The sequence below is a fragment of the Acidovorax sp. A1169 genome, from assembly GCF_030704685.1.
Lineage (GTDB): Bacteria > Pseudomonadota > Gammaproteobacteria > Burkholderiales > Burkholderiaceae_C > Acidovorax.
This window is the reverse complement of sequence record NZ_JAUZDX010000001.1, coordinates 117,026-140,819: the sequence shown is the minus strand read 5'-3', so window position 1 is coordinate 140,819 and position 23,794 is coordinate 117,026. Positions and strand designations below refer to the sequence as shown.

Here is a 23,794-nt window from a genome sequence, read left to right as displayed (position 1 = left end):
ATCAGTTCACCTTGACCAAACGCATGTCCACGCGGTTATCGGCGCGGTGGACGACCTCGACGTTCTTCTTCATGGCCCATGGGATCACCTGGTCATACAGAGGAATGTGCGAGACGGTGTCGTTGGACAGTTGCAGCGCCTCGGTCAGCATGCGGGTGCGGACGGGGGCATCGGTCTCAGCCTTGATGCGGTCCACCAGGTAGTCCATGCGCTGGTTGCTGTAGCGGCCCACGTTGTAGTTGCCGTCGCCACCCTGGCCCACGCTGCGCACCAGCGATTGCAGGCTGTACAGCGCATCGAAGGTCGGCACGCCCCAGCCGAGCATGTAGATGCTGGCTTCGTAGCGCTGGATCATGGGGAAGTAGGTCACCAGCGGCAACGTGCGCAGCTTGGCCTTCACGCCGATGCGTGACCACATGGCGGTCACGGCCTGGCAGATGGCTTCGTCGTTGATGTAGCGGTTGTTGGGGCAGGCAAAGTCCACCTCGAAGCCATCGGGGTAACCGGCTTCTGCCAGCAGCTTCTTGGAGGCATCGACGCTGTAGGGGAAGCGCTTGCCCACGGCTTCGGTGTAGCCAGCCACCTGCGGTGCCACGAGCGTGCCGGTGGGCTTGCCCAGGCCGCGCAGGGTGACGCGCTCCAGTGCGGCCGTGTCGATGGCCTGGTACAGCGCCTTGCGCACCTTGACATCCTTGAGCGGGTTCTTGCCCTTGATGTTGGAGCCGGGCAGCTCTTCGCGGAACTGGTCCATGCCCAGGAAGATGGTGCGGTTTTCGAGGCCGTCGATCACCTTCAGGTTGGTGTCCTGGCGCAGGCGGCCCAGGTCCTGGGGTGCGGGGTCGAGCACCATGTCCACCTCACCCGAGAGCAGCGCGGCGATGCGGGTCGCGGCCGACTTGATGGGGGTGTAGATGATCTCCGTCACGTTGCCGTCCATCTTGCCCCACCAGTTGGGGTTGCGCTTGAACACCATCTTCACGTCGGGCTGCCAGGAGTCGAGCGTGTAGGGGCCCGTGCCCATGGCGTTGCGGTGGGCAAAATTCTCGTCCGTGCCCTTGATGTCCTTGGGCTCCACGGACTTGTTCTTTTCAGCCCAGGCCTTGCTCATCATGCGCAGCTCGGTCATCTGGCGCAGCAGCACGGGGTTGGGCGCCGACAGAATGACGTCAACGGTCTGTGCATCGACCTTGTTGACCTTGCTGATGCCCTGGACATAGGGCGTGAAGTTGGAGGTCTTGGCCATGGCCCGCTGCAGCGAGTACACAGCATCGTCGGCAGTGAATGCCGAGCCATCATGGAACTTGACGCCCTGGCGCAGCGTGAAACGCACCTGCGTGGGGGTCACTTCCTTCCAGGCCGTGGCCAGGATGGGCTCCACCTCGAAGGTCTTGCTGTTGTAGTACACCAGGCTTTCATACACATTGGCATGGATGCCGTTTTGCAACGCGTTGTTTTGGGAATGAATATCCCACGTGGCGATTTCGCCCTGGCTCGCCCATTTGAATGGTTTGGCATGCGCTCCCGTGGCCATCAGCATGGCGGCAGCTGCGGCAATCGACAGCAGGCTGAGATTGAGTTTCATGAAACCTCTTCAACAATGTAAAAGTTTTACTATGCAGTAAATAGCGGCCATCGGCCAACGGGAAATCCCTGAATCCCGCCCCCTCGCGAGGGACTATTTGTGCCCCGGTGAAGCACATTGGCAAGCAAGTAAGGTGCCAGCCCCGTGCCGCCTCCACGACCACTGGGCTACCCGTCGGCAGGCCTTGCAGGGCCTGGATTTGGGCATTTGCACCACGGCGGCCCACGGCTTGGGATTTCGCCCTGCCGGGCCGGGGCCAAGCCGCCATCGCCCCCCTGCCGCAAGCCCATCCTCCACCCGCGCAATCTCCCTTGCGCCGCATGGCCAGGGAGAGTCGTATCGGACCCATTAAAAATGCCCGACCAGCGCGCTCCATTGGCCAATCGACGGCACCGCGCAATAAAGCCAATCGACGCCAGAAATAAAAAAAGCCGCCCGAAGGCGGCTTTTTTGTATTCATCCATTGATGGTTGGCATATAGCCAACCGTCAATATCAGAAGCTGTGGCGAATACCGAAGTCGTAACCGCTGGAGTTGCGGCCAGCTGCAGTCACGGAACCGTTCAGGGCTTGAGCAGCGCCGTTCTTGTTCTTCACAGCTGCAGCCGTTGCGTACACGGCGGTGCGCTTCGACAGGTTGTGCACGTAGCCCAGAGCAAACTTGTTGCTACGTGGGTCAGGACCAGCGACGTCCACTTCGTACGTGGAGTAAGCCAGGCGAATTTCACCAGCGCCCACGGGGATCAGACCACCGATGAGCCAGCCTTGGCCTTCAGCGCCGTTCTTGATGTCGTCGCTGTTGTAGTGAGCCATGACCTTGGCCATGCCGAAGTCATACTGACCACCCAGGTTCCAAGCCTTGATGTCGGCATTCAGGAACTTGGTTTGCGACACGGCCAGAGCCACATTGATGGGGCCGTTGGCCCAACCAGCGCGCAGTGCCAGGCCGTTGCCGTCCTTCTTGTTGGCAACGTTGCTCAGGTTTTCACCCATGTAGTACTGTGCCTGGCCGTAGAAACCGCCCAGGTTGCCTGGCAGGAAGTAGCCGATGGCGTTCGAAGCGCGGATGGTGGTTGGGCCACCCAGGCTGGAGTTCAGCGTTTGGGTCGTGCCAACACCGTTCGTGCCGAACGGATCGAACACGGTCAGGTTCCAGAATTGTGGGGTGTAATCACGGCCCAGACGCACTTCACCGAAGCCGCCGTTCAGGCTGACCGTCGAACGACGGTTGAACACCAGGCCGCCTTGGGTAGGAGCCGTGGTTTGGTTGTTCAGGGTGGTCGAACCGCCGGTACCGTTGTCGTTGTTCAGACCGGCTTCCAGCCAGAACGAAGCAGACAGGCCACCGCCCAGATCTTCAACGCCGCGGAAACCCAGACGGCTGCTGTTGTAGCCGGAGTTCGTCAGTTGCGACTTGTTAGCAACGCTGCCGTTGCCGTAGGCGTAGGTTGCGTCAACCACGCCGAACAGCGTCACGGACGATTGAGCCATTGCAGCGCCGGAAGCAGCCAGCACAGCCAGGGCAATCAGGGATTTTTTCATTGCGAGTTACTCCAAGGTTAAACATAGGGCGCCGGTACGGGGGGTCTAGGAGTGCCTTGCACCTGCTCAGTCCCGCCGGTTCCCCGGGCCAACCTCCTGGTGGGGAAGTTGTTCTTATTGCACCAGAGCCCGACCCGTTTCGCAAAGGAATTCACCCACAATTGGCCCGAAAGGGAGATTTCGTTGCAGTGTTGCAACATTTCAGTGCACCCCGGCAAAATCCCTCACCTGTGCACCAGCAAAGTGCCTTCCAGCCGTTTTGCGACCTGGCAGCATTTGTGTCCATGTGCAACACCTGTTTCCACATCCATCATCCCTTCACGCCCGCCATGGACGCCTTCCTGACCGCCGCCGACAACGCCTTGCGCACCCTTTTTGCCACACCCCGCGCATCACAGGCCTCACCCGCCGCCGCCCATGCCGAGGCCGCACTGACCCCGGCGCAGCGGAAGCTGGCGGGATCCCTGATGCGCGTCAACCACGTGGGCGAAGTCTGTGCGCAGGCGCTCTACACCGCCCAGGCCGCCGTCACCCGCGATGAACCGCTGCGCCAGCACCTGCTCGCGGCCGCGCGGGAGGAAACCGACCATCTGGCCTGGACCCAGGAGCGGCTGGACGCCCTGGGCGCTCGGCCGAGTGTGCTCAACCCCCTGTGGTTCGCAGGGGCATTCGCCCTGGGCCTCGTCGCGGCCAAGGTCAGCGACCGGGTCAGCCTGGGCTTTGTGGCGGAAACCGAGAACCAGGTGGCCGCCCACCTGCAGGGGCACCTGGCGCGCCTGCCTGCTGAGGACCTGGCCTCGCGCTCCGTGGTGGCGCGCATGAGGGACGATGAGGAGCGCCATGCGGCGCAGGCCCTGGCCGAAGGCGCCACCGTGCTGCCCCCGCCTGCCCGGGCCCTGATGCGGGCCGCCGCCAAGGTCATGACGACCACGGCACACCACATCTGACGCTGGCGTCTGCGCGGGCGCCCGAGGATGAGGTTTCAGCCCTCCACCACCTCGAAGCCGGTGGTGATCTCGGCCGTCTTGCCCAGCATGATGCTGGCCGAGCAGTACTTTTCGTGGCTCATGGCGATCGCGCGCTCCACGGCTGCGGGGGCAATGCCCTTGCCGGTGACGGTGAATTGCATATGAATCTTGGTGAACACCTTGGGATCGACCGGCGCGCGCTCCGTGGTCAGCTTGACGCTGCAGCCGCGCACGTCGTGGCGCCCGCGCTTCAAGATCAGCACCACGTCATAGGCGGTGCAGCCGCCCGTGCCGGCCAGCACGGTCTCCATGGGGCGGGGCGCCAGGTTCTGCCCGCCATTGGCCGGGTTGGCCGCATCGGGTGCGCCATCCATGGTCAAGACGTGGCCGCTGCCGGTTTCCGCCACAAACCCCATTCCCGAGCGGGTACCGGCGCCGCCGGTCCAGCTGACTGTGCATTCCATGTGTGTTTCTCCTCAGTAGTTCATCAAAAAAACGTGGCTTTTTTCACGAAATGGACGGGCCACTCCAAAAAATGCGTTGGATTTTGCTGCATCGCAGCATCCTCTGCGCTAATATTGCGCCATGCGTTGCCCTTTTATCGAAAAGGGACGGGGTCTGGAGAGTTATCTCCCCCACCTCCAACGCGCCGATTGTCTCCTCCATCTCCTCAAAGGATGGATTCAGCCCCGGGCTTTGCGGCCTGGGGCTTTTTTTTGCCCGGACGGGACCATCGGCACCGCCTGCATCCCGGGCGGCAAGGACGAACACCTATGATGTGTGCCCCGCCCGCATGGGCGGCGCGCGCCACAGCCTGCCCCTTGCCATGACCCACGACCTGACCCCCGCCGACTACCTCAAGAAAATCCTCACCGCCCGTGTGTACGACGTGGCGATCGAGTCGGACCTGGAGCCGGCCCGCGACCTCAGCCGCCGCTTGAAGAACCGCGTGCTGCTCAAGCGCGAGGACCAGCAGGCCGTGTTCAGCTTCAAGCTGCGCGGCGCCTACAACAAGATGGCGCACCTCACCCCCGGCCAGCTGCAGCGCGGCGTGATCTGCGCGTCGGCCGGCAACCATGCCCAGGGCGTGGCCATGAGCGCCAGCAAGCTCGGCGCGCGCGCCGTGATCGTGATGCCGACCACCACGCCCCAGGTCAAGGTGGATGCCGTGCGCACGCTGGGTGGCGAGGTGGTGCTGCATGGCGAGAGCTATTCCGACGCCTACCAGCACGCTGCCGAGTTGCAGGCCAAGGAAGGCCTGACTTTCGTGCACCCGTTCGACGACCCGGATGTGATTGCCGGCCAGGGCACGATTGCCATGGAGATCCTGCGCCAGTTGCAGCGCCTGGGCAGCAACCGCCTGGACGCGGTGTTCGTGGCCATCGGCGGCGGCGGCCTGGTGAGCGGCGTGGCCAACTACATCAAGGCCGTGCGCCCGGAGATCAAGGTCATCGGCGTGCAGATGAACGACTCGGACGCCATGATCCAGTCGGTGCGCGCGCACCAGCGCGTGACGCTGGCCGACGTGGGCCTGTTCTCCGACGGCACGGCCGTCAAGCTGGTGGGCGAAGAAACCTTCCGCATCGCCAGCGGCCTGGTGGACGAGTTCATCACCGTGGACACCGATGCCGTCTGCGCAGCCATCAAGGACGTGTTTGTGGACACGCGCAGCATCGTCGAGCCCTCGGGCGCGCTGGCCGTGGCGGCCATCAAGCAGTACGTGGAAACGCACCAGACCGAGGGCGAGACCTACGCCGCCATCCTGTGCGGCGCCAACATGAACTTCGACCGCCTGCGCTTCGTCGCCGAGCGCGCCGAGGTGGGCGAGGAGCGCGAGGCCCTGCTGGCCGTGAGCATCCCCGAAGAGCGCGGCAGCTTCCGGCGCTTTTGCGAGGTGGTGGGTGGGCTGCCCGGCGGCCCGCGCAACGTGACCGAGTTCAACTACCGCATCAGCGACTCGGCCGAGGCCCATGTGTTCGTGGGCCTCACGGCCCAGGGCAAGGGCGAGTCGAAAAAGCTCGCGCAGATCTTCACGGAGCATGGCTTCGGCGCGCTGGACCTCACGCACGACGAACTGGCCAAGGAGCACCTGCGCCACCTGGTGGGCGGGCACTCTTCGCTGGCGCAGGACGAGCGCCTGCTGCGCTTCGTGTTCCCCGAGCGGCCGGGCGCGCTGCTCAAGTTCCTGAGCCTGATGCAGCCGACCTGGAACATCAGCCTGTTCCACTACCGCAACCAGGGCGCGGACTACGGCCGCATTCTCGTGGGCATGCAGGTACCGCCCGAAGATTCGGCCACCTTCGACGCCTTCCTCGCCACCCTGGGCTACCCCTATGTGGAAGAAACGCTGAACCCGGCCTACCGCCTGTTCCTGCGCGCCAAATAGGCCCAGAGGGCCCGCACCGCGCCACCCCATGCAAGCCCTGCGCCACTACCTGCTGGCCGTGCAGTTCTTCACCCGCATCCCAATCACCGGGCGGCTGGCCGGCTGGGTGGGCTTCAGCCCCGCCATGCTGCGCGCCAGCGCCGCGCACCTGCCCGGCGTGGGCTGGCTCGCGGCGGCCGTGGCGGCGGGGGTGTATGCGGCCCTGGCATTGGCCCTGGCGCCCAACCCGCTGGCCCCGGCCGTGGCAGCCGTGTTCTGCACCGTGGCCACGGTGCTGCTCACCGGGGGCTTCCATGAGGATGGACTGGCCGACGTGGCCGATGGCCTGGGCGGCAGTTATGACCGCGAGCGGGCGCTGGACATCATGAAGGACTCGCGCGTCGGTGCCTTCGGTGCCATGGCGCTGGTGCTGGCCCTGCTGGCCAAGGTGAGCCTGCTGGCGCTGCTCGGCGTGCACGGCCTGGCCACGGCGCTGGCGGCCCTGGTGGGCGGCCATGTGCTGTCGCGCCTGTGGCCGCTGTTCATCGTGCGCCGCCTGCCGCATGTGGGCGACACCGCCCGCTCCAAGAGCAAGCCGCTGGCCGACCAGATCACCGGCGCGGCGCTGGTGGTGGCGGCGGCCTGGTGCCTGCCCCCGCTGGCGCTGGCCTGGTTCTGGAGCTCAACGGCCGTCACCCTCGCCGCCGTCACGCTGAGCGCGCTGGGCGCGGCCTGGATGGCCCGGTGGTTCGCACGGCGCCTGCAGGGCTTTACCGGCGACTGCCTGGGCGCCACGCAGCAGATCGGGGAGATCGGCTTTTACCTGGGTGCCGCGCTGGCCCTGGGGCCGGGCTGAGGGCCTGGCCGTGCAGCTCTGGCTGGTGCGGCATGCGCCGCCCGTGGTCGCCACCGGCACCTGCTACGGCATGCTCGACATGCCGGCAGAGAGTGCCCCCACCCTGGCCTGTGCACAGCGCCTGGGCCAGGCCCTGACCGGCCCGGCACTGGTCTGGCATTCGCCCCTGCAGCGGTGCGTGCAGCTCGCCCAGGCCGTGCAGGCCACCCGCCCCGACTGGCAACCCCGGCCCGACGCCCGGCTGCGCGAAATGGATTTCGGCGCCTGGGAGGGCCGCGCCTGGAGCAGCCTGGCCAAGGCCGACATCGATGCCTGGACCGCCGACTTCGCCCACCACCGCCCGGGCGGCGGCGAGCCGCTGGCGGAGATGCTGGAGCGCGTGGCCCAGGCCCTGCAGGACACGCGGGCAACGGCGCGGGCCGCCGGCCTGGCCCATGCGGTGTGGCTCACCCATGCGGGCGTGGCCCGCTGCGTGGACTGGCTGCTGCGCCATGGCGACAACGCCACGCCGTACGCCGACCAATGGCCCGTGCATGCCCCCGCCTGGGGTGAATGGGATACCGTCGACCTGGGATAAAGGCGCGCGCGCCCTCGATTGGCAAAATACCAACAGTCCGCAGGGTAAGCAGAAGCAAGCCCTGAAAACGCGGGCGTCCAAGCCCGAGGCCGGCTGCGCCCCGAAGGGGTCAGTTCTTGCGCGGCATGTCCAGCGTGAGCATGGCCGGGCCGCCCACATCGGCACCCAGTTGCGCCTGGCGCGGGCCGAGGGACTGCAGGACCATGCCGGAGTCCACCAGGGTGCCCACACGGAAGGTTTTGGGCGGCTTGCCATCCACCGCGATCAGCGCGGCGCCGCCCCCACTCTGGCGCCCGGACAGCACGCCAATCAGGGCAAAGCGGCTGGCCAGCGAGGCCACTGGCGCCGCCACGGCCGCCACCGCGCCGGCCGGCACGGCGCCCAGCACCCGGGCGACCGCCTGGGCATCGGGCACCGCCGCCATGGACGCCACCGCCGGAAAGGCTTGCGCGACCGGCCGGTTCGACAGGCGCAGGCCCCAATAGGCCACGCTGGCGCCCGCAGCGACCCAGAACGCCAGAGTCCCCAGGCGCACGCCCCATTTACTGTATGAATTGGTCACCATGCGGGGATTATGATTCACCCGATACGACCCTAGCGAGACCGCCTGCAGTGAACACTCTTTCTTTCCTGTCTTCCTCCGCCTCCCTGGGCTCCGCACGCCGCAGCCTGGCCCGGGGTTTCACCCTGATCGAGCTGATGGTGGTGGTGGTCATCATCGGCGTGCTGGCCGCGCTGATCGTGCCCAACGTGCTCGACCGCGCCGACGACGCGCGCAGCACTGCCGCCAAGACGGACATCACCAACATCATGCAGGCGCTCAAGCTGTACCGGCTGGACAACCAGCGCTACCCCACGCCCGAGCAGGGCCTGCAGGCGCTGGTCGCCAAGCCCACGTCCGGCCCGGTTCCCGGCAACTGGAAGCTGTACCTCGAAAAGCTCAACAACGACCCCTGGGGCCGCCCTTACCAGTACCTGAACCCCGGCATCAAGGGCGAGATCGACGTGATGTCCTTCGGTGCCGATGGGCAGTCGGGCGGCGAAGGCAAGGATGCCGATATCGGCAGCTGGCAGTGACCGTCGCCCCCACGCTCCCTCACTTCGTGTGGTCGCTGCCCCCCAGGGGGGCCGGGCCTTGCTTGGGGCGGCCCGGCGCGGCGGCCGCGCGCCCTGAGGGAGCACCGTGACCGTTGCAGCCACGCCCCGCCGTGACCGAGGGTCACTTGCGGACCGCTCGGTGGTGAAACCGTGACCCTCCTGACTGCGCTGTGCGCACCATTTGTGCCGCGTAACCTGATGACCCGCCGTACACGTGGATTCACCATGCTGGAGTTGCTGGTGGTCATCAGCATCATGGCGCTGGCGACGGCGGGTATTTCGCTGGCGCTGCGCGACAACGGGCAGACGCAGCTCGAGCGCGAGGCGGCGCGGCTGGCTGCCCTGCTGGAGTCGGGGCGGGCGCAGTCGCGGGCCAGTGGCGTGCCGGTGCGCTGGCGCGGCGGGCCTCAGGGTTTCAATTTCGATGGGCTGCCGCCCGATGCGCTGCCGCACCAGTGGCTGGCCACCGGCACCCTGGTGCGCGGCAATGCCGTTTTGCTGCTCGGGCCCGAGCCGGTGATCGGTGCGCAGCAGGTGCTGCTCACGCACCAGGACCACCCCGACCAGGCACTGCGCGTGGTGACGGACGGGTTGCGGCCTTTCAGTGTGGAGTCCGCGCAATGACCCGCACTTCCATGAACGCACGCCAGCAGGGGTTCACGCTGGTGGAGGTGCTGGTGGCCCTGAGCATCGTGGCGATCGCGCTGATGGCCGGGCTGCAGTCCACGAATGCCCTCACGCGCAATGCGCTGCGCCAGTCCGACATTGTGCTGGCACAGCTGTGCGCCGAGAACGAACTGGTGCGCGTGCGCCTGTCGCGCCAGATGCCCAGCGTGGGTGACAGCACCCAGCCCTGCGAGCAGGCGGGCCGGCGCCTGGACGTGCGCCTGATCGTGCGGCCCACGCCCAACCCGAGCTTTCGGCGGGTGGATGCGCAGGTGCTCGATGGCGAAAACTCCGTCCTGCGCATATCGACCATCCTGGGGCGCTATTGACAATGCTCTCCAGGCCCATGACCCACCCTGCGCGCCTCGCTGTGCCACCAGGCCGCGAGCGCAGCCCGTTGCCGGCGGCATCGGGCGGCTTCACGCTAATCGAACTGCTGGTCGCCATTGCGCTGATGTCCATTCTGGCCATCATGAGCTGGCGCGGCATTGACGGCATGGTGCGCGCGCAGGAGCAGACGCGCCTGCGCGCCGACGAGATGCTGGTGATCCAGTCGGCCCTGGGGCAGTGGGGCGCCGACCTCGATGCCATCCTGCCGCTGGCCAGCACCACGCCGATGGACTGGGACGGGCAGGTGCTGCGCATCACGCGCCGCACCACGGCCGTGCCCGACGAAGGCGCCCTGGTGGTGGCCTGGACCCGGCGCGACATGCCTGGCATGGAGGGCGCAGGCCAGTGGATGCGCTGGCAGTCCCCCCCCGTGCGCAACCGCACCGAATGGCAGCAGGCCTGGCAACAGGCCGAGCAGTGGGCGCGCACGCCCGACGAACAGGCGCGGCGCTACGAGATCAGCCTGGTGCCCATCACCAACTGGCAGCTGTTCTATTTCCGCGGCGGCGCATGGTCCAACCCGCTGTCGAGCGCCGGCCAGACCGCAGGCACCCCGGCCTCCACCCTGCCCGATGGGGTGCGGCTGCAGATCACGCTTTCACCCGGCCAGGCACTGAGCGGCGCCATCGTGCGCGACTGGGTCAACCCGACGCTGGGTGGGGGACGCACCTGATGCGCCGCACACCGAACATCCGGCAACGGCGAACGCTGGCCCAGCGCGGCGCCGCTCTGCTCGCAGCCATGCTCACCGTGACGCTGGTGGCCACGTTTGCCGCCGCCTCCCTGTGGCAGCAGTGGCGCGCCATCGAGGTCGAGACCGCCGAGCGCGCCCGGGTGCAGGCCGCCTGGATATTGGTGGGGGCGCTGGACTGGTCGCGCCTGATCCTGCGCGAAGATGGCCGTGCCGGCGGCGCCGACCACCTGGCCGAGCCCTGGGCGGTGCCGCTGCAGGAAGCCCGGCTGTCCAGCTTCCTCGCGGCCGAGCGCGGCGTGGCGCAGGTGGACGACGCCAGCACCGACACCACCGATGCCTTTCTTTCGGGGCAGATCACCGACTTGCAATCGCGCCTGAACATCACCAGCCTGGCCGAAGGCGGGCAGGTGCAGGCCGGTTCTCTCAAACAGTTCACCCGGCTGTTCGAGCGGCTGGGGCTGCCCTCGCAAGAGCTGGCGCTGCTGGTGGACAACCTGCGCAAGGCCCAGGCCCGCACGGGGGCCGATGGCAGCGCCCCGCTCATGCCGCAGACGGTCTCGCAGCTGGGCTGGCTGGGGCTGTCGCCGCCCACCGTGGCGGCGTTGCTGCCGCATGTCACCATCCTGCCGGTGCGCACGCCGGTCAACCTCAACACGGCGGGCATCGACGTGGTCTGGGCCAGCATCGACGGGCTGGACATGGCCGGTGCACAGAAGCTGGTGCAGGCCCGCGAATCGAAACATTTCCGTTCCATGGCCGAAGTGGTCGATGCGCTGGGCAAGGTCCCGTTCGAGACCAATGACCTGGCCATCGCCTCGGCCTATTTCGAGGTGCGCGGCCGGCTGCGCATGGACAACACCACCGTGGATGAGCGCTCCCTGGTCCGCAAGCTGGGCCTGGAAGTGACGACGCTGTGGCGGGAACGCGGCGCTTTCGACCGGGACACTGCCGCCCCGGCGCAACAGGGCCTGCGCTGAATGCGCGCAGCCCTCCCAGCACACCCTAAAATGGCCCGCACTACCCGCCCATGAGCACGCTGATACTTTCCCTGCCGCCCTCCCTTCCGGGGATATCGACCCAGTACGGCTATACGCTGACTGCGGACGGGCACACCGCACAGCGCCACGCGCTCACCGAGGCCGCCCTGCTGCCCGAGACCGCGCGCCCTGGTGAGGTCGTGGCCGTGGTGCCGATAGAGGCGCTGTCCTGGCAAAAGGTGCAGTTGCCGCCCGGCCTGCCCCTGGGGGCCAGCCAGCAGACACCGCGCCTGCGCTCGGTGCTGGACGGCCTGCTTGAAGACCGCCTGCTCGACGACACGGCCCAGCTGCACTTTGCGCTGCAGCCAGGCGCCCAGGCCGGCGTGCCGGTGTGGGTGGCCGTGTGCGACCGCGCCTGGCTGCGCGCCCACCTGCAGGCCCTGGAGGCCGCCGGCCGGCGCGTGTCGCGCGTGGTGCCCGAGTTCGCGCCCGGCCCCACGGCCAGTGGCGGCCCCGAGGTGTCGGCCATCGGCACTGCGGACGACCCCCAGCTGATCCTGTGCGGCCTGGGCGCAGATCAGGGCATTTCGGTGCTGCCCCTGACGCCGGCCACGCTGGCCTTGGCAGGCCTTGGCGCTGCCGGCAGCGATGCGCCGCCCACCCCCTTGCGCGCCGACCCGGCCGTGGCGGAACTGGCCGAACGCGCACTGGGTCACCCGGTGGACCTGCACACGGCCAGCGCCCGCGCCCTGGACGCCGCCCGCAGCGACTGGGACCTGGCGCAGTTCGACCTGTCCAGCACCAGCCGATCGCGCGCCCTGCGCAAGGCCGGCGGCGTTCTGAGCGCCCTGCTGTACGCCCCCCAGTGGCGCGCAGCGCGCTGGGCGCTGGGCGTGCTCGTCCTGGCGCACCTGGCGGGCCTGAACGTCTGGGCTTGGCAGGAGCGGCAGGCCCTGGCCGCCAAACAGACCAGCCTGCGCAGCACCTTCACGCAGACCTTCCCGCAGGTGCAGGCGGTGATAGCCCCCCTGGAGCAGATGGAGCGCGAGATGGCGCTTCTGCGCCAGGCGTCCGGCAGCTTCTCGCCGCGCGACCTGGAGCCCATGATGGCCGCTGCCGGCAGCGTGCTGCCCGATGGCCGCATCCCTACTGGCCTGGAATTCACCACCGGCGAGCTGCGCCTGCGCGGCCTGCCGCTTGCACCCCAAGAGGAACCCGTGCTCACAACCCGACTGCGGGCTGCCGGCTACACCGGCCGCCTGGACGATGGCAGCCTGGTGCTGCGTGCGGAGACCGCCCCATGAGCCAGCTCGCCCCCTTGAAAGCGCAATGGCAGGCCATGGCCCCGCGCGAACAGAACTTCGTGCTGGGTGCTGCCGCCCTGGTGGGCCTGGCCCTGGTGTGGTGGGTGGCCATTTCACCGGCCCTGCAGACCTTGCGCACCGCCCCCAAGCGTCACGCCGAACTGGACACGCAGCTGCAGCGCATGCGCAGCCTGCAGGCCGAGGCCCAGCAGTTGCAGGCCGCACCGCGCAGCAGCACGGGCGACCCCACCGGCGCCCTGCGCAACGGCCTGACCCAGCGCATGGGCACGGCCGCACAGCTCAACGTGACCGGCGACCGTGCCACCGTGACGCTCAAGGCCGCCCCTGCCGATGCCCTGGCGCAGTGGCTGGCCCTGGCGCGCAGCAATGCCCGGGCCGTGCCCATCGAGGCACGCCTGACCCGCACCGCCAACCCGACCACTACCGCAACGACAGGCAATGCCCGCCCGGGCCCGCAAGGCCCCGCCGCGGCGCCGGCCTTGCCGGCGGCGGGTGCGGGTGCGCCCCCTTCGGGCCCTCTGATGCCCCCTATTCCCGGCAGCATGCCGGCCATGGGTGCCAACCCTGTACAGGGCAACGCCCCCGAGGGCGCGGCCCCCGGGACCCCGCGCTGGGACGGCACGCTGGTGCTGGCCCTGCCTGCACGGTGAACCCCACGGAACGCCCTGTGTCCCCCGCCCGCAGCACACGCACCTCTTCGCGCACCACCGGTGCCGTACCGCGCTCGCCCTGGGGCTGGGCGGTGGGCGGTGCCCTGGCCGGCCTGCTGCCGGCGCTGGTGGTCTTTGCGCCGGCGCAATGGCTGGCCCAGGGCCTGGCCCGGGCCACGGGTGGGCAACTGCTGCTGTCCGAAGCGCGTGGCACCGTCTGGAACGGCTCGGCCCAATTGGTGCTGACCGGCGGCACCGCCAGCCAGGACCGCACCTCACTGCCCGGGCGCCTGCAATGGACATTGCGCCCCACCCTGAATGGCGTGCGCGCACAGGTGCAGGCCCCCTGCTGCACCGTGCAGCCGCTGCAGGCACGGCTGGCGCTGGGCCTCTCGCAACTGCGCCTGACGGTGGGCGACGGCCAGAGCAACTGGCCCGCCGCATTGCTCTCGGGCCTGGGCACGCCCTGGAACACGCTGCAGCCGCAAGGCCAGCTGGTGCTGCAGACCCAGGGGCTGCAAGCTGCCTGGCAGGCCGGCCGCATGGTGCTGGATGGTAAGGTGCAGCTCGATGCGCTGGACATGTCCTCGCGCCTGTCCACCCTGCGCCCCATGGGCAGCTACCGGCTGGCCGTGCAGGGCGGCGAGGTGCCCATCCTGACCTTGACCACCCTGAGCGGCCACCTGCAATTGAGCGGCACCGGCCAATGGGTAGGCCAGCGCCTGCGCTTTGCGGGCGAGGCCAGTGCAGCGCCCGACCGCGAAGCGGCGCTCACCAATCTTCTGAACATCATCGGACGGCGCAACGGCGCGCGCTCCCTCATCACCGTGGGTTGACCCTATGACGACTTCCGCATCCTCCCTTTCGCCGCACCTGCAATGCGCCGTCAGCTCGATCACCCTGGCTGCCATGCTGCTGACCAGCAGCCCGCTGGCGTTGGCGCAGACGGCCGTTGGCACGGGCACCAGCAGCGTGCGCGGGAACGAACCCGTCACGCTGAACTTCGCCAACGCCGAGATCGAAGCCGTGGCCCGCACCATGGCCACCATCACCGGGCGCAACGTGGTGGTCGACCCGCGCGTGAAGGGCCAGCTCACGTTGATCACCGAGCGCGCCGTGCCCCCCTCGGCCGCGTTCCAGCAGTTTCTGGCCGCACTGCGCCTGCAGGGCTTCACGGTGGTCGAATCGGCCGGCCTGTACAAGGTGGTGCCCGAGGCCGACGCCAAGCTGCAGAGCGGCAGCGTGGGCGTGAGCGAGTCGGGCTCTGCGCGCGGCACGCCCGGCGGCGGGCAGATCGTGACGCAGATCTTCAAGCTCAATTACGAAAACGCGGGCAACCTGGTGCCGGTGCTGCGCCCGCTGATCAGCCCCAACAACACCATCAACGTGAACCCCGGCAACAACTCGCTGGTGATCACCGACTACGCCGACAACCTGCAACGCCTGGGCCGCATCATCGCGGCGATGGACGTCTCCAACGCCAGCGATGTGGAGATCATCCCGCTGCGCAACGCCCTGGCGGTCGACCTCGCACCCCTGGTGGCACGCCTCATCGATGGCGGCAGTGGCGCCGCGCCCGCCGCTGCCCAGGGCCAGGCGGATACCTCGTTCAAGACCACGCTGCTGGCCGAGCCGCGCAGCAATTCGCTGATCCTGCGCGCAGCCAACCCTGCACGGGTGGCCATGGTGCGTGCCCTCGTCGACAAGCTCGACCAGCCCCCGGTGCCGGGCAGCAGCGCCTCCACGGGCAACATCCATGTGGTCTACCTCAAGAACGCCGATGCCACCAAGCTCGCCACCACCCTGCGCGCGGCCATGGCCAGCATGGGCGGCAACTCCAGTGGCGGTGCCGGCGCCAGCACGCCGGCGATTTCCGGTGGGGGTGCACCGTCCAGCTCACTGTCGGGCGGCGGCAGCAACAGCGGCGGCCTGAGCGGCGGCTCCAACAGCAGCAGCAACAGCAGCCTTGGCGGGCTGGGCAGCAGTTCCGGCATGGGCGCCGGCTCGGGCATGGGCAGCGCCAACAGCAACCAGCCCTCCACCGGCGGCCTGATCCAGGCCGACCCCACCACCAACTCGCTGATCATCACGGCGCCCGAGCCGCTGTTCCGCCAACTGCGCGCAGTGATCGACCAGCTCGATGGTCGACGGGCCCAGGTTCTGGTGGAAAGCATGATCGTAGAGGTCTCGGCTACCAAGCTGGCGGAGTTCGGCATCCAGTGGCAAGGGGTTTTGGGCAAGCAGGGCGATGGCACCGTCGGCGTCATCGGCACCAATTCGGTCCAAGGTGGAGGTGCGAACATCCTGAATGTCACAGGAGCACTGGCCAGTGGAAGCACCAGCGCCATCACCTCGGCAGCCAGCACGCTGAGCAAGGGCCTGAACCTGGCCCTTGCACCGCGCATCAATGGCCAGTACTACCTGGGCGCCCTGGCCAACTTCCTGCAGAACAGCGGTGATGCCAATGTGCTGTCCACCCCCAACCTGATGACGCTGGACAACGAGGAAGCGCGCATCGTGATCGGCAACAACGTGCCCTTCCCGACCGGCTCGTATGCCAACACCGGCGGCAGCAACACGGTGAACCCCTTCACCACGGTGGAGCGCAAGGACGTGGGCCTGATGCTCAAAGTGCGCCCGCAGATCAGCGAGAACGGCACCGTCAAGATGTCGATCTACCAGGAGGTCTCCAAGATCGACCGCGCGACCCTCTCTGACGTGAACGGCCCCACGACGAGCAAGCGCTCCATCGAGTCGAACGTGGTGGTGGACGATGGCAACATCATCGTTCTCGGCGGTCTGCTCGAAGACAGCTACTCCCAGGGCGAGGACAAGGTGCCGGTGATGGGCGATCTGCCCCTGGTTGGCGGCCTGTTCCGCAGCGAAAACCGCACGCGCAACAAGACCAACCTGATGGTCTTCCTGCGCCCCGTGGTGGTGCGTGATGCGGCCACCAGCGAAGCCCTGATGGCAGACCGCTACGACGCGATCCGCGGGCTGCAGCAGGTGACGCAACCCGCGTCGAGCCTGCCGCTGCGGTCGATATCGGGCGCTCCTGTCTTGCCGGAACTGCCCCAGCGTAGCGCCCCGGCAACGCGCGTACAGCCTGCCCCCCTGCAGGACCTGGTTACGCCTGTGCAGCCGGCGCCCCGGCTGACGCCTGCGGGCGTACCCATCAGCGAAGCACCTGTTCCCGCTGCGGCCACCGCACCGACCTACTACGTGCGTGCCGGCGTGTTCGGCGATGACTCGGCCTCGCAGGCTGCACTGGCCAGGCTGCGCAATTCGGCGCTCCCCATCTCGGAGCAGCCGGTGGACACCAGCCAGGGCCCCCGCACCAGCGTGCGTGTAGGCCCGTACCACAACCCGGCTTCGGCCGACTCCGCTGCCGCGATGGTGCGCGAGCTCGCGCCCGCCGCCACGGTGACCCGCCAGACGCTCTGACCCATGCGCCACCCCCTGCCCTACGCCTTTGCCCGCACCTCGCAGCTGCTGCTGGAGGACGATGGCCAGCAGCTCGTGCTGTGGCACGGCCCTGCACCCGACGTGACCGCGCTGTCGGAAGTGATGCGCAAGCACAAGATCCGCCACCTGCAGTCGCTGGCGGCCCCGGCCCTGGCCCAGCGCATCAGCGCCGCCTATGCCCAGGGCGAATCGAGCGCCGCCACCGTGGTGAGCGAAGTCGAGTCCGACGCCGACCTCTCGCGCATGATGCAGGACCTGCCGGCGGTGGAAGATTTGCTGGAAACGGCCGACGACGCGCCCATCATCCGCATGCTCAACGCCCTGCTCACGCAGGCCGCGCGCGATGGCGCGAGCGACATCCACATCGAGCCTTACGAGCGGCATTCGAGCGTGCGCTTTCGCGTCGACGGCTCGCTGCGCGAGGTAGTGCAGCCCAACCGCGCACTGCACGCCGCCCTGATCTCGCGCCTGAAGATCATGGCCGACCTCGACATTTCGGAAAAACGCCTTCCGCAGGACGGGCGCATCAGCCTGCGCCTGGGCACGCGCGCCATCGACGTGCGCGTCTCCACCCTGCCCAGCGCCCATGGCGAGCGGGCCGTGCTGCGCCTTTTGGACAAGAGCGAAAGCAAGCTAAGCCTGGAAGCCGTGGGCATGCAGGGCGACACGCTGCGCCGCTTCGAGGGCCTGATTGCCCAGCCGCACGGCATCATCCTCGTGACCGGGCCCACGGGCTCGGGCAAGACCACCACGCTGTACGCGGGCCTGGGGCGGCTGGACGCCTCGCGCAACAACATCATGACGGTGGAAGACCCCATCGAGTACGAGCTGCCCGGCGTGGGCCAGACCCAGGTCAACAGCAAGATCGAGCTGACTTTTGCCAAGGCCCTGCGCGCCATCCTGCGCCAGGACCCGGACATCATCATGATCGGCGAAATCCGCGATTTCGAGACCGCGCAGATTGCTATCCAGGCCTCGCTCACCGGCCACCTGGTGCTGGCCACGCTGCACACCAACGACGCGGCCAGCGCCGTGACGCGCCTGACCGACATGGGCGTGGAGCCCTTCCTGCTGTCGTCCTCATTGCTCGGCGTGCTGGCCCAGCGGCTGGTGCGCAAATACTGCAGCCACTGCCAGGGTACCGGCTGCGAGCACTGCGGCCAGACCGGCTACACCGGCCGTACCGGCCTGTTCGAGCTGCTGGTGACCAACGATGCCATCCGCGCGCAGATCCACAACCAGGCCTCCGAGGCGGACATCCGCACGGCGGCCCTCGCGGGAGGCATGGCGCTGATGCGCGAAGACGGCGAGCGCTTGATTGCCGCCGGCATCACCAGCCGCGAAGAAGTGCTGCGCGTCACAAGGGATTAGCAGACCTTCGCATCGTAAGCGCCCCAAGAAAAGAGCCCCCGTCACCAACCGGCGACAGGGGCTTTTTGCTGGGCGCAGCCGGTGGCTCTGCCAGCCGGCAGACCGTCAGCGGATCTGCAATGCCTGCTTGGGCGCGCGCACCGGAACGGCAGGCCGCTGGGCCGGCGCAGGGATGCCTTGGCGTGGGGTCGGCATGCTGCCACCTGCACCCGGGCTGGCGGCCCTGGCTCCCGGCTGCAGCTTGAACTGGCTCACGGCCTGGGTCAGCTGCAAAGCCTGCTCACGCAAGGATTCCGACGCTGCGGTGGACTGCTCGACCAGCGCGGCGTTCTGCTGGGTCATGTTGTCCAACTGGCTCACCGACTGGCTGATGTGGCCCACGTTGTCGCGCTGCTCGGCGGACGACGCCGTGATCTCGCTGATGATGTCCGAGACGCGGCGCACGCTGCCCACGATCTCGTTCATGGTGGCGCCCGCCTGGCTCACCAGGCGCGAGCCGTCTTCGACACGCTCCACCGAGGAGCCGATCAGGCCCTTGATCTCCTTGGCAGCCGCAGCCGAGCGCTGGGCCAGGCTGCGCACCTCGCTGGCCACCACGGCAAAGCCCCGGCCCTGCTCGCCGGCACGGGCGGCTTCCACCGCCGCATTGAGCGCCAGGATGTTGGTCTGGAAGGCAATGCCATCGATCACGCCGGTGATGTCGGCGATCTTGCGCGAGCTGGTGGTGATCTGGTCCATGGTGGTCACCACCTGCGAGACGACCACACCGCCGCGCCCGGCCACCTCGGCGGCCGACGAGGCGAAGTCGCTGGCCTGGCGTGACGATTGGGCGCTCTGGCCGATGGTGCTGGTGAGCAGCTCCATCGACGAAGCGGCCTCTTCGAGGTTGGCGGCCGTCTGTTCGGTGCGGTGGCTCAGGTCGTGGTTGCCCGAGGCGATCTCGGTGCTGGCCGTGGAGATGTTGCTTGCCGCCTCCTGCACCTGCTGGACCAGGCCACGCAAGGCGTCCTGCATGCGTGCCATGGAGGCCACGAGCTGGCCCACCTCGTCCTGCGAAGTCACCTGCACGTCCTGCGACAGGTCGCCGCCGGCAATGCGTTCAGCCAGCTCGCTGGCCTGCGCGATCGAGCGGGTGATGGAGCGCACGCTGAAGAAGGTCAGCGGGATGAGCACGGCCAGCGCCAGCACCAGCACTATGCCGATCAGGCCGGACATGGTGGTGGTCAACATGTTCACGCCTTCGCGCGCCTCGTCCATCTTGGTGCGTGCCGTCACGGAGAGGTCCGACAGCAGCTTGTCGGTGGCCTCCATGTGCTTTTTGAGGCGGTCGGCATAGGCACCGCCCACGGCGCCGTCGATCTGGGCGCGCTCGATCTGCTCGAACACGGGAGAGATACCGGCCTCGTATTCCTTGACCTCGGCCAGGGACTTGTCGATGGACTCGACGAAGGCCGCATCGCCCGACTGCACCTGGCGCACATCGGCCATGCCCTTGTTCAGCGCGGTGAGCGATTTCTTCCAGCTCTCGCGCAGGGCTGCGACCTCGACGGAGTTGTTGAAGCTGATGATGATGTCTTTTTCGGAGCGGCGCAGGTCACCCAGGGTGGTGCGCAACTCGGCCACATCGGTCAGGGTCTGCACCCGCTGGGAGAACAGCTGGTCCAGGGTGCTGCGGGTGCGCTCCAGCGCCAGATACCCCATGGCACCGATGACCACGAGCAGAACCAGGGAAAAGATCGTGCCGAAATAAAGACGTGCGCGGATGGAAAGACGGCTGAGCAGGTTCATCGCTCTTCCTTACATTTATTGACAACTACAGCATAGCAAATTTGGTGCCATAGGTTCTAGTTGTCCCTACGGGGCGTGTATGGGCGCGACTGTATGCGCCCCCGCTACCTCCGTCGCACAGGGTATGTACCGCCTCCACGGGCTCAGTAGCCATTCTATGAAGGCAGTAGCGACACTTATTTGACAGGCGTGAGCGGCACGTAAAGCTGCCCTCCTGCACGCTGAAACTCTACGGCCTTGGCCTGCATGCCGCTGGCGAGTGCCTCGCTGTCCGCCATACCCTTCTGCGCCGCGAATTCGCGCACTTCCTGCGTGATCTTCATCGAGCAGAACTTGGGCCCGCACATGGAGCAGAAATGCGCCACCTTGGCACTGTCCTTGGGCAGGGTTTCGTCGTGGTATTCCTTGGCGGTCTCGGGGTCCAGGCCCAGGTTGAACTGGTCCTGCCAGCGAAAATCGAAGCGCGCCTGGCTCAGTGCATCGTCGCGCGCGCGCGATCCCGGGTGCCCCTTGGCCACGTCGGCGGCATGCGCCGCGATCTTGTAGGCAATGATGCCCTGCTTGACGTCGTCGCGGTCGGGCAGGCCCAGGTGCTCCTTGGGGGTCACGTAGCACAGCATGGCGGTGCCCATCCAGCCGATCATGGCGGCGCCGATGGCCGAGGCGATGTGGTCGTAGCCGGGCGCGATGTCGATGGTCAGCGGGCCCAGGGTGTAGAACGGCGCCTCATGGCAGGTCTTGAGCTGCTCGGTCATGTTGGCCTGGATCATGTGCATGGGCACGTGGCCAGGGCCTTCGATCATGGTCTGCACGTCGTGCTTCCAGGCCACCTGGGTCAGCTCGCCCAGCGTGTGCAACTCGGCGAACTGCGCCTCATCGTTGGCGTCCGAGGCGCAGCCCGGTCGTAGCCCATCGCCCAGGCTGAAGGACACGTCGTAGGCCTTCAAGATGTCGCAGATGTCCTCGAAATGCTCGTACAGAAAGCTTTCGCGGTGGTGCGCCATGCACCACTTGGCCATGATGGAGCCGCCGCGCGAGACGATGCCCGTGCGCCGCGCCGCCGTGAGGTGGATGTAGGCCAGGCGCACGCCAGCGTGGATGGTGAAATAGTCCACGCCCTGCTCGGCCTGTTCGATCAGCGTGTCGCGGAAGATCGCCCAGGTCAGGTCCTCGGCCACGCCGCCGACCTTCTCGAGCGCCTGGTAGATGGGCACGGTGCCGATGGGCACCGGGCTGTTGCGCACGATCCAGTCGCGCGTGGTGTGGATGTTCTTGCCGGTGGACAGGTCCATCACGTTGTCGGCGCCCCAGCGGATGGCCCAGACGAGCTTTTCGACCTCCTCCTCGATGCTGGAGGTGACGGCCGAGTTGCCGATGTTGGCATTGATCTTGACCAGGAAGTTGCGCCCGATGGCCATGGGCTCCACTTCGGGGTGGTTGATGTTGGCCGGGATGATGGCGCGCCCGCGCGCCACTTCGTCGCGCACGAACTCGGGCGTGATGGTGGGCGGGATGCTCGCGCCCATCGGGTTGCCCGCCAGGCGCTGCTCGCGCCCGGCATCGGCCAGGTACTGCGCCATCCACTCGCGCTTGCCGTTCTCGCGGATGGCCACGTACTCCATCTCGGGGGTGACGATGCCCTTTCTGGCGTAGTGCATCTGTGTCACGTTGGCACCGCTGCGCGCGCGCAGGGGCTTGCGCTGCAGCGCGGCCGCTTCGGCGCGCAGTTGTGCCAGGCGCACGGCGTCCTCGCTCTTTTGGCCATCGTCGAGCGCCACGGGCGCGCGGCCCTCGTAGTGCTCCACGTCGCCACGGCCGGTGATCCAGCCGCCGCGCACGCTGGCCAGGCCGCGGCGCACGTCGATTACGGCGTCGGGATCGGTGTAGGGGCCGGAGGTGTCGTAGACGCTGACCTGCTCGCCATTGGTCAGCGCGATGTCGCGCACGGGCACGCGCAGGTCGGTGTGCAGGTGGCCTGGCAGGTAGGCCTTGCGCGAGGCCGGAAAGGGCTCGCGCGTGGCGGCCAGCAGCTCGGCGAATTTTTCACGGGCGAGGGGATCGGGTGCATTCATGGGGCAGGTCTCCAGTTCCGGTGGCAAAGGGAATTGCTCCGGAATGGACCTGCGCCCCGCACACGCGCCATGGCGCATGTACAGCACGCCCTGCGGGCCAGCAAGGGCGCGCAGGGGCATGGAGGTCGGCTCTTCTTCCGCCGGTATGAACCGGATCAAGTTCGTCGGGTTCGCAGGCAGCCTGATTGTTGGTCAGGCCCCATGCATCTCAGCGCTTTCGCACACCCCGGAGCAAGTGCCAGTATATCGATACCGGCCTGCAACACCGCCTTAGATGCGCCCGATGATCGCCACGGCGAAGAAGAACACGGCTGCGATGACGGTCCACTTGAGCACCACCAGCCCCCAGCGCTTGTAGTGCGCTTGGCCAGTGCCCGCGTAGAACGCGAACGATACGGCCGCTGCCAGCAGCAGCGCCATGACGGCCCAGCGAAAGAGCAGCATGGGGATGCGCCTACCAGGCGCGCGCCGGCTGGGCGAAGCCGCGCGGTGCCTGGCGCTCGTCCTCGAAGGTGACTTCTTCCCAGGCGTCGGGCTGGGACAGCAGCTCGCGCAGCAGCAGGTTGTTCATCGCGTGGCCCGAGCGGAAGGCGCTGTAGGCCGCCAGCAGGGGCTTGCCGATGATGTACAGGTCGCCCATGGCGTCGAGGATCTTGTGCTTGACGAACTCGTCGTCGTAGCGCAGCCCGTCGCTGTTGAGCACCTTGTAGTCGTCCATCACGATGGCGTTGTCCAGCCCGCCGCCCAGGGCCAGGCCGTTGGAGCGCATCATCTCCACGTCGCGCGTGAAACCAAAGGTGCGCGCGCGTGCGATGTCGCGGCTGTAGTTGCCCTCACCCAGGTCGAACTCCACGCGCTGGCCAGTGGAGTCCACCGCAGGGTGGTCGAAATCGATCTCGAAGCTCAGCTTGTAGCCATGGTAGGGCACGAGGCGCGCCCACTTGGCCTGGGCACCACTGCCCTCGCGCACCTCCACCGGGCGCTTCACACGGATGAAGCGCTTGGGGGCTTTCTGCAGTTCGATCCCCGCGCTTTGCAGCAGGAACACGAAGGAGGACGACGACCCATCGAGGATGGGCACCTCTTCGGCCGTGATGTCCACGTAGAGGTTGTCGAGCCCCAGGCCCGCGCACGCCGACATGAGATGCTCCACGGTGTGCACCTTGGCACTGCCGACCCCGATGGTGGAGGCCAGGCGCGTGTCCGTCACGGCGTCGGCACGGATCGGGATGTCCACGGGCTGGGGCAGATCAACCCGGCGGAACACGATGCCGGTGTCGGGCTGCGCAGGCCGCAGGGTCAGCTCGACCCTCTGGCCACTGTGCAGCCCCACGCCGACGGCGCGGGTCAAGGTCTTGAGGGTGCGTTGCTGGAGCATTCCCGCATTGTAAAAGGGTGGGCCCGTCCCT

At 67.6% G+C, this 23,794-nt stretch carries 22 protein-coding genes and 1 riboswitch; of the genes, 14 read left to right on the top strand and 8 right to left on the bottom strand.

Annotation, left to right across the window (positions count from 1 at the left end; all coding sequences use genetic code 11):
• Window position 1: 1 nt before the first annotated feature.
• Both QYL93_RS00620 and QYL93_RS00615 read right to left on the bottom strand, forming a co-directional pair.
• Window positions 2–1,582: an ABC transporter substrate-binding protein gene (locus tag QYL93_RS00620; protein WP_305741856.1), complete on the bottom strand. Its 1,581-nt coding sequence runs from the start codon at window positions 1,580–1,582 to the stop codon at window positions 2–4.
• A gap of 494 nt (window positions 1,583–2,076) precedes the next feature.
• Window positions 2,077–3,123 carry a porin gene (locus tag QYL93_RS00615; RefSeq protein WP_305741855.1) on the bottom strand — a complete coding sequence of 349 codons (1,047 nt, stop codon included), beginning with the start codon at window positions 3,121–3,123 and terminating at the stop codon, window positions 2,077–2,079.
• 329 nt (window positions 3,124–3,452) lie between these two features.
• Here QYL93_RS00615 and coq7 point away from each other — a divergent pair, with 329 nt between their 5' ends.
• A complete protein-coding gene (coq7, locus tag QYL93_RS00610; protein ID WP_305742288.1) occupies window positions 3,453–4,070 on the top strand; it encodes a 2-polyprenyl-3-methyl-6-methoxy-1,4-benzoquinone monooxygenase in 618 nt (205 codons plus the stop codon).
• A 35-nt stretch (window positions 4,071–4,105) separates the two neighbouring features.
• Here coq7 and QYL93_RS00605 read toward each other — a convergent pair whose 3' ends face one another.
• On the bottom strand, window positions 4,106–4,555 hold the full coding sequence (locus QYL93_RS00605; RefSeq protein ID WP_305741854.1) for an OsmC family protein: 450 nt from the start codon (window positions 4,553–4,555) through the stop codon (window positions 4,106–4,108).
• Between the two features lie 362 nt (window positions 4,556–4,917).
• Here QYL93_RS00605 and ilvA point away from each other — a divergent pair, with 362 nt between their 5' ends.
• From ilvA to QYL93_RS00590, 3 genes are read left to right on the top strand one after another with little or no spacing between them, the layout of a single operon-like run.
• Entirely contained in the window at window positions 4,918–6,477 is a 1,560-nt protein-coding gene (gene ilvA / locus QYL93_RS00600) for a threonine ammonia-lyase, biosynthetic (RefSeq protein WP_305741853.1), read from the top strand.
• Window positions 6,478–6,505: 28 nt separating this feature from the next.
• Window positions 6,506–7,312, top strand: a complete 807-nt coding sequence (locus QYL93_RS00595) for an adenosylcobinamide-GDP ribazoletransferase (protein WP_305741852.1) — start codon at window positions 6,506–6,508, stop codon at window positions 7,310–7,312.
• 10 nt (window positions 7,313–7,322) lie between these two features.
• Window positions 7,323–7,889: a histidine phosphatase family protein gene (locus QYL93_RS00590; RefSeq protein WP_305741851.1), complete on the top strand. Its 567-nt coding sequence runs from the start codon at window positions 7,323–7,325 to the stop codon at window positions 7,887–7,889.
• A gap of 109 nt (window positions 7,890–7,998) precedes the next feature.
• Here QYL93_RS00590 and QYL93_RS00585 read toward each other — a convergent pair whose 3' ends face one another.
• Window positions 7,999–8,454: a type II secretion system protein N gene (locus QYL93_RS00585; RefSeq protein WP_305741850.1), complete on the bottom strand. Its 456-nt coding sequence runs from the start codon at window positions 8,452–8,454 to the stop codon at window positions 7,999–8,001.
• A 47-nt stretch (window positions 8,455–8,501) separates the two neighbouring features.
• On the opposite strand from QYL93_RS00585, the gene gspG reads away from it, so the two are divergent.
• From gspG to QYL93_RS00535, 10 genes are all read left to right on the top strand, one after another.
• The gene (gspG, locus tag QYL93_RS00580) at window positions 8,502–8,966 is read left to right on the top strand and encodes a type II secretion system major pseudopilin GspG (protein ID WP_057200181.1); all 465 of its coding nucleotides are present in this window, start codon (window positions 8,502–8,504) and stop codon (window positions 8,964–8,966) included.
• A 219-nt stretch (window positions 8,967–9,185) separates the two neighbouring features.
• Window positions 9,186–9,611: a prepilin-type N-terminal cleavage/methylation domain-containing protein gene (locus QYL93_RS00575; RefSeq protein WP_305741849.1), complete on the top strand. Its 426-nt coding sequence runs from the start codon at window positions 9,186–9,188 to the stop codon at window positions 9,609–9,611.
• A complete protein-coding gene (gspI, locus tag QYL93_RS00570) occupies window positions 9,608–9,982 on the top strand; it encodes a type II secretion system minor pseudopilin GspI (RefSeq protein ID WP_305741848.1) in 375 nt (124 codons plus the stop codon). The genes QYL93_RS00575 and gspI overlap by 4 nt, the downstream gene beginning before the upstream one ends.
• A gap of 17 nt (window positions 9,983–9,999) precedes the next feature.
• The gene (locus QYL93_RS00565) at window positions 10,000–10,716 is read left to right on the top strand and encodes a prepilin-type N-terminal cleavage/methylation domain-containing protein (RefSeq protein WP_305741847.1); all 717 of its coding nucleotides are present in this window, start codon (window positions 10,000–10,002) and stop codon (window positions 10,714–10,716) included.
• Window positions 10,716–11,714, top strand: a complete 999-nt coding sequence (gspK, locus tag QYL93_RS00560; protein ID WP_305741846.1) for a type II secretion system minor pseudopilin GspK — start codon at window positions 10,716–10,718, stop codon at window positions 11,712–11,714. The genes QYL93_RS00565 and gspK overlap by 1 nt, the downstream gene beginning before the upstream one ends.
• Window positions 11,715–11,764: 50 nt before the next feature.
• Window positions 11,765–13,018 carry a type II secretion system protein GspL gene (gene gspL / locus QYL93_RS00555; protein WP_305741845.1) on the top strand — a complete coding sequence of 418 codons (1,254 nt, stop codon included), beginning with the start codon at window positions 11,765–11,767 and terminating at the stop codon, window positions 13,016–13,018.
• On the top strand, window positions 13,015–13,689 hold the full coding sequence (gspM, locus tag QYL93_RS00550) for a type II secretion system protein GspM (protein ID WP_305741844.1): 675 nt from the start codon (window positions 13,015–13,017) through the stop codon (window positions 13,687–13,689). Before gspL ends, gspM begins: the two co-directional genes overlap by 4 nt.
• A 17-nt stretch (window positions 13,690–13,706) precedes the next feature.
• The gene (gene gspN, locus QYL93_RS00545) at window positions 13,707–14,525 is read left to right on the top strand and encodes a type II secretion system protein N (protein ID WP_305741843.1); all 819 of its coding nucleotides are present in this window, start codon (window positions 13,707–13,709) and stop codon (window positions 14,523–14,525) included.
• A gap of 4 nt (window positions 14,526–14,529) precedes the next feature.
• Window positions 14,530–17,133, top strand: a complete 2,604-nt coding sequence (gene gspD, locus QYL93_RS00540) for a type II secretion system secretin GspD (protein WP_305741842.1) — start codon at window positions 14,530–14,532, stop codon at window positions 17,131–17,133.
• 3 nt (window positions 17,134–17,136) lie between these two features.
• Window positions 17,137–18,525, top strand: coding sequence for a GspE/PulE family protein (locus QYL93_RS00535; RefSeq protein ID WP_305741841.1), 1,389 nt, complete (start codon window positions 17,137–17,139; stop codon window positions 18,523–18,525).
• A gap of 105 nt (window positions 18,526–18,630) precedes the next feature.
• Here QYL93_RS00535 and QYL93_RS00530 read toward each other — a convergent pair whose 3' ends face one another.
• The 4 genes from QYL93_RS00530 to lpxC all read right to left on the bottom strand — a co-directional run bounded on the left by QYL93_RS00530 (window position 18,631) and on the right by lpxC (window position 23,763).
• Window positions 18,631–20,313, bottom strand: coding sequence for a methyl-accepting chemotaxis protein (locus QYL93_RS00530; RefSeq protein WP_305741840.1), 1,683 nt, complete (start codon window positions 20,311–20,313; stop codon window positions 18,631–18,633).
• A gap of 176 nt (window positions 20,314–20,489) precedes the next feature.
• Complete coding sequence (gene thiC / locus QYL93_RS00525) at window positions 20,490–22,385, bottom strand: phosphomethylpyrimidine synthase ThiC (RefSeq protein WP_305741839.1); 1,896 nt, start codon at window positions 22,383–22,385, stop codon at window positions 20,490–20,492.
• Between the two features lie 115 nt (window positions 22,386–22,500).
• Window positions 22,501–22,624, bottom strand: a riboswitch (TPP riboswitch).
• 31 nt (window positions 22,625–22,655) lie between these two features.
• Window positions 22,656–22,829, bottom strand: coding sequence for a hypothetical protein (locus tag QYL93_RS00520; RefSeq protein ID WP_305741838.1), 174 nt, complete (start codon window positions 22,827–22,829; stop codon window positions 22,656–22,658).
• 10 nt (window positions 22,830–22,839) lie between these two features.
• The gene (lpxC, locus tag QYL93_RS00515) at window positions 22,840–23,763 is read right to left on the bottom strand and encodes a UDP-3-O-acyl-N-acetylglucosamine deacetylase (protein WP_057266235.1); all 924 of its coding nucleotides are present in this window, start codon (window positions 23,761–23,763) and stop codon (window positions 22,840–22,842) included.
• Between the last annotated feature and the right edge of the window lie 31 nt (window positions 23,764–23,794).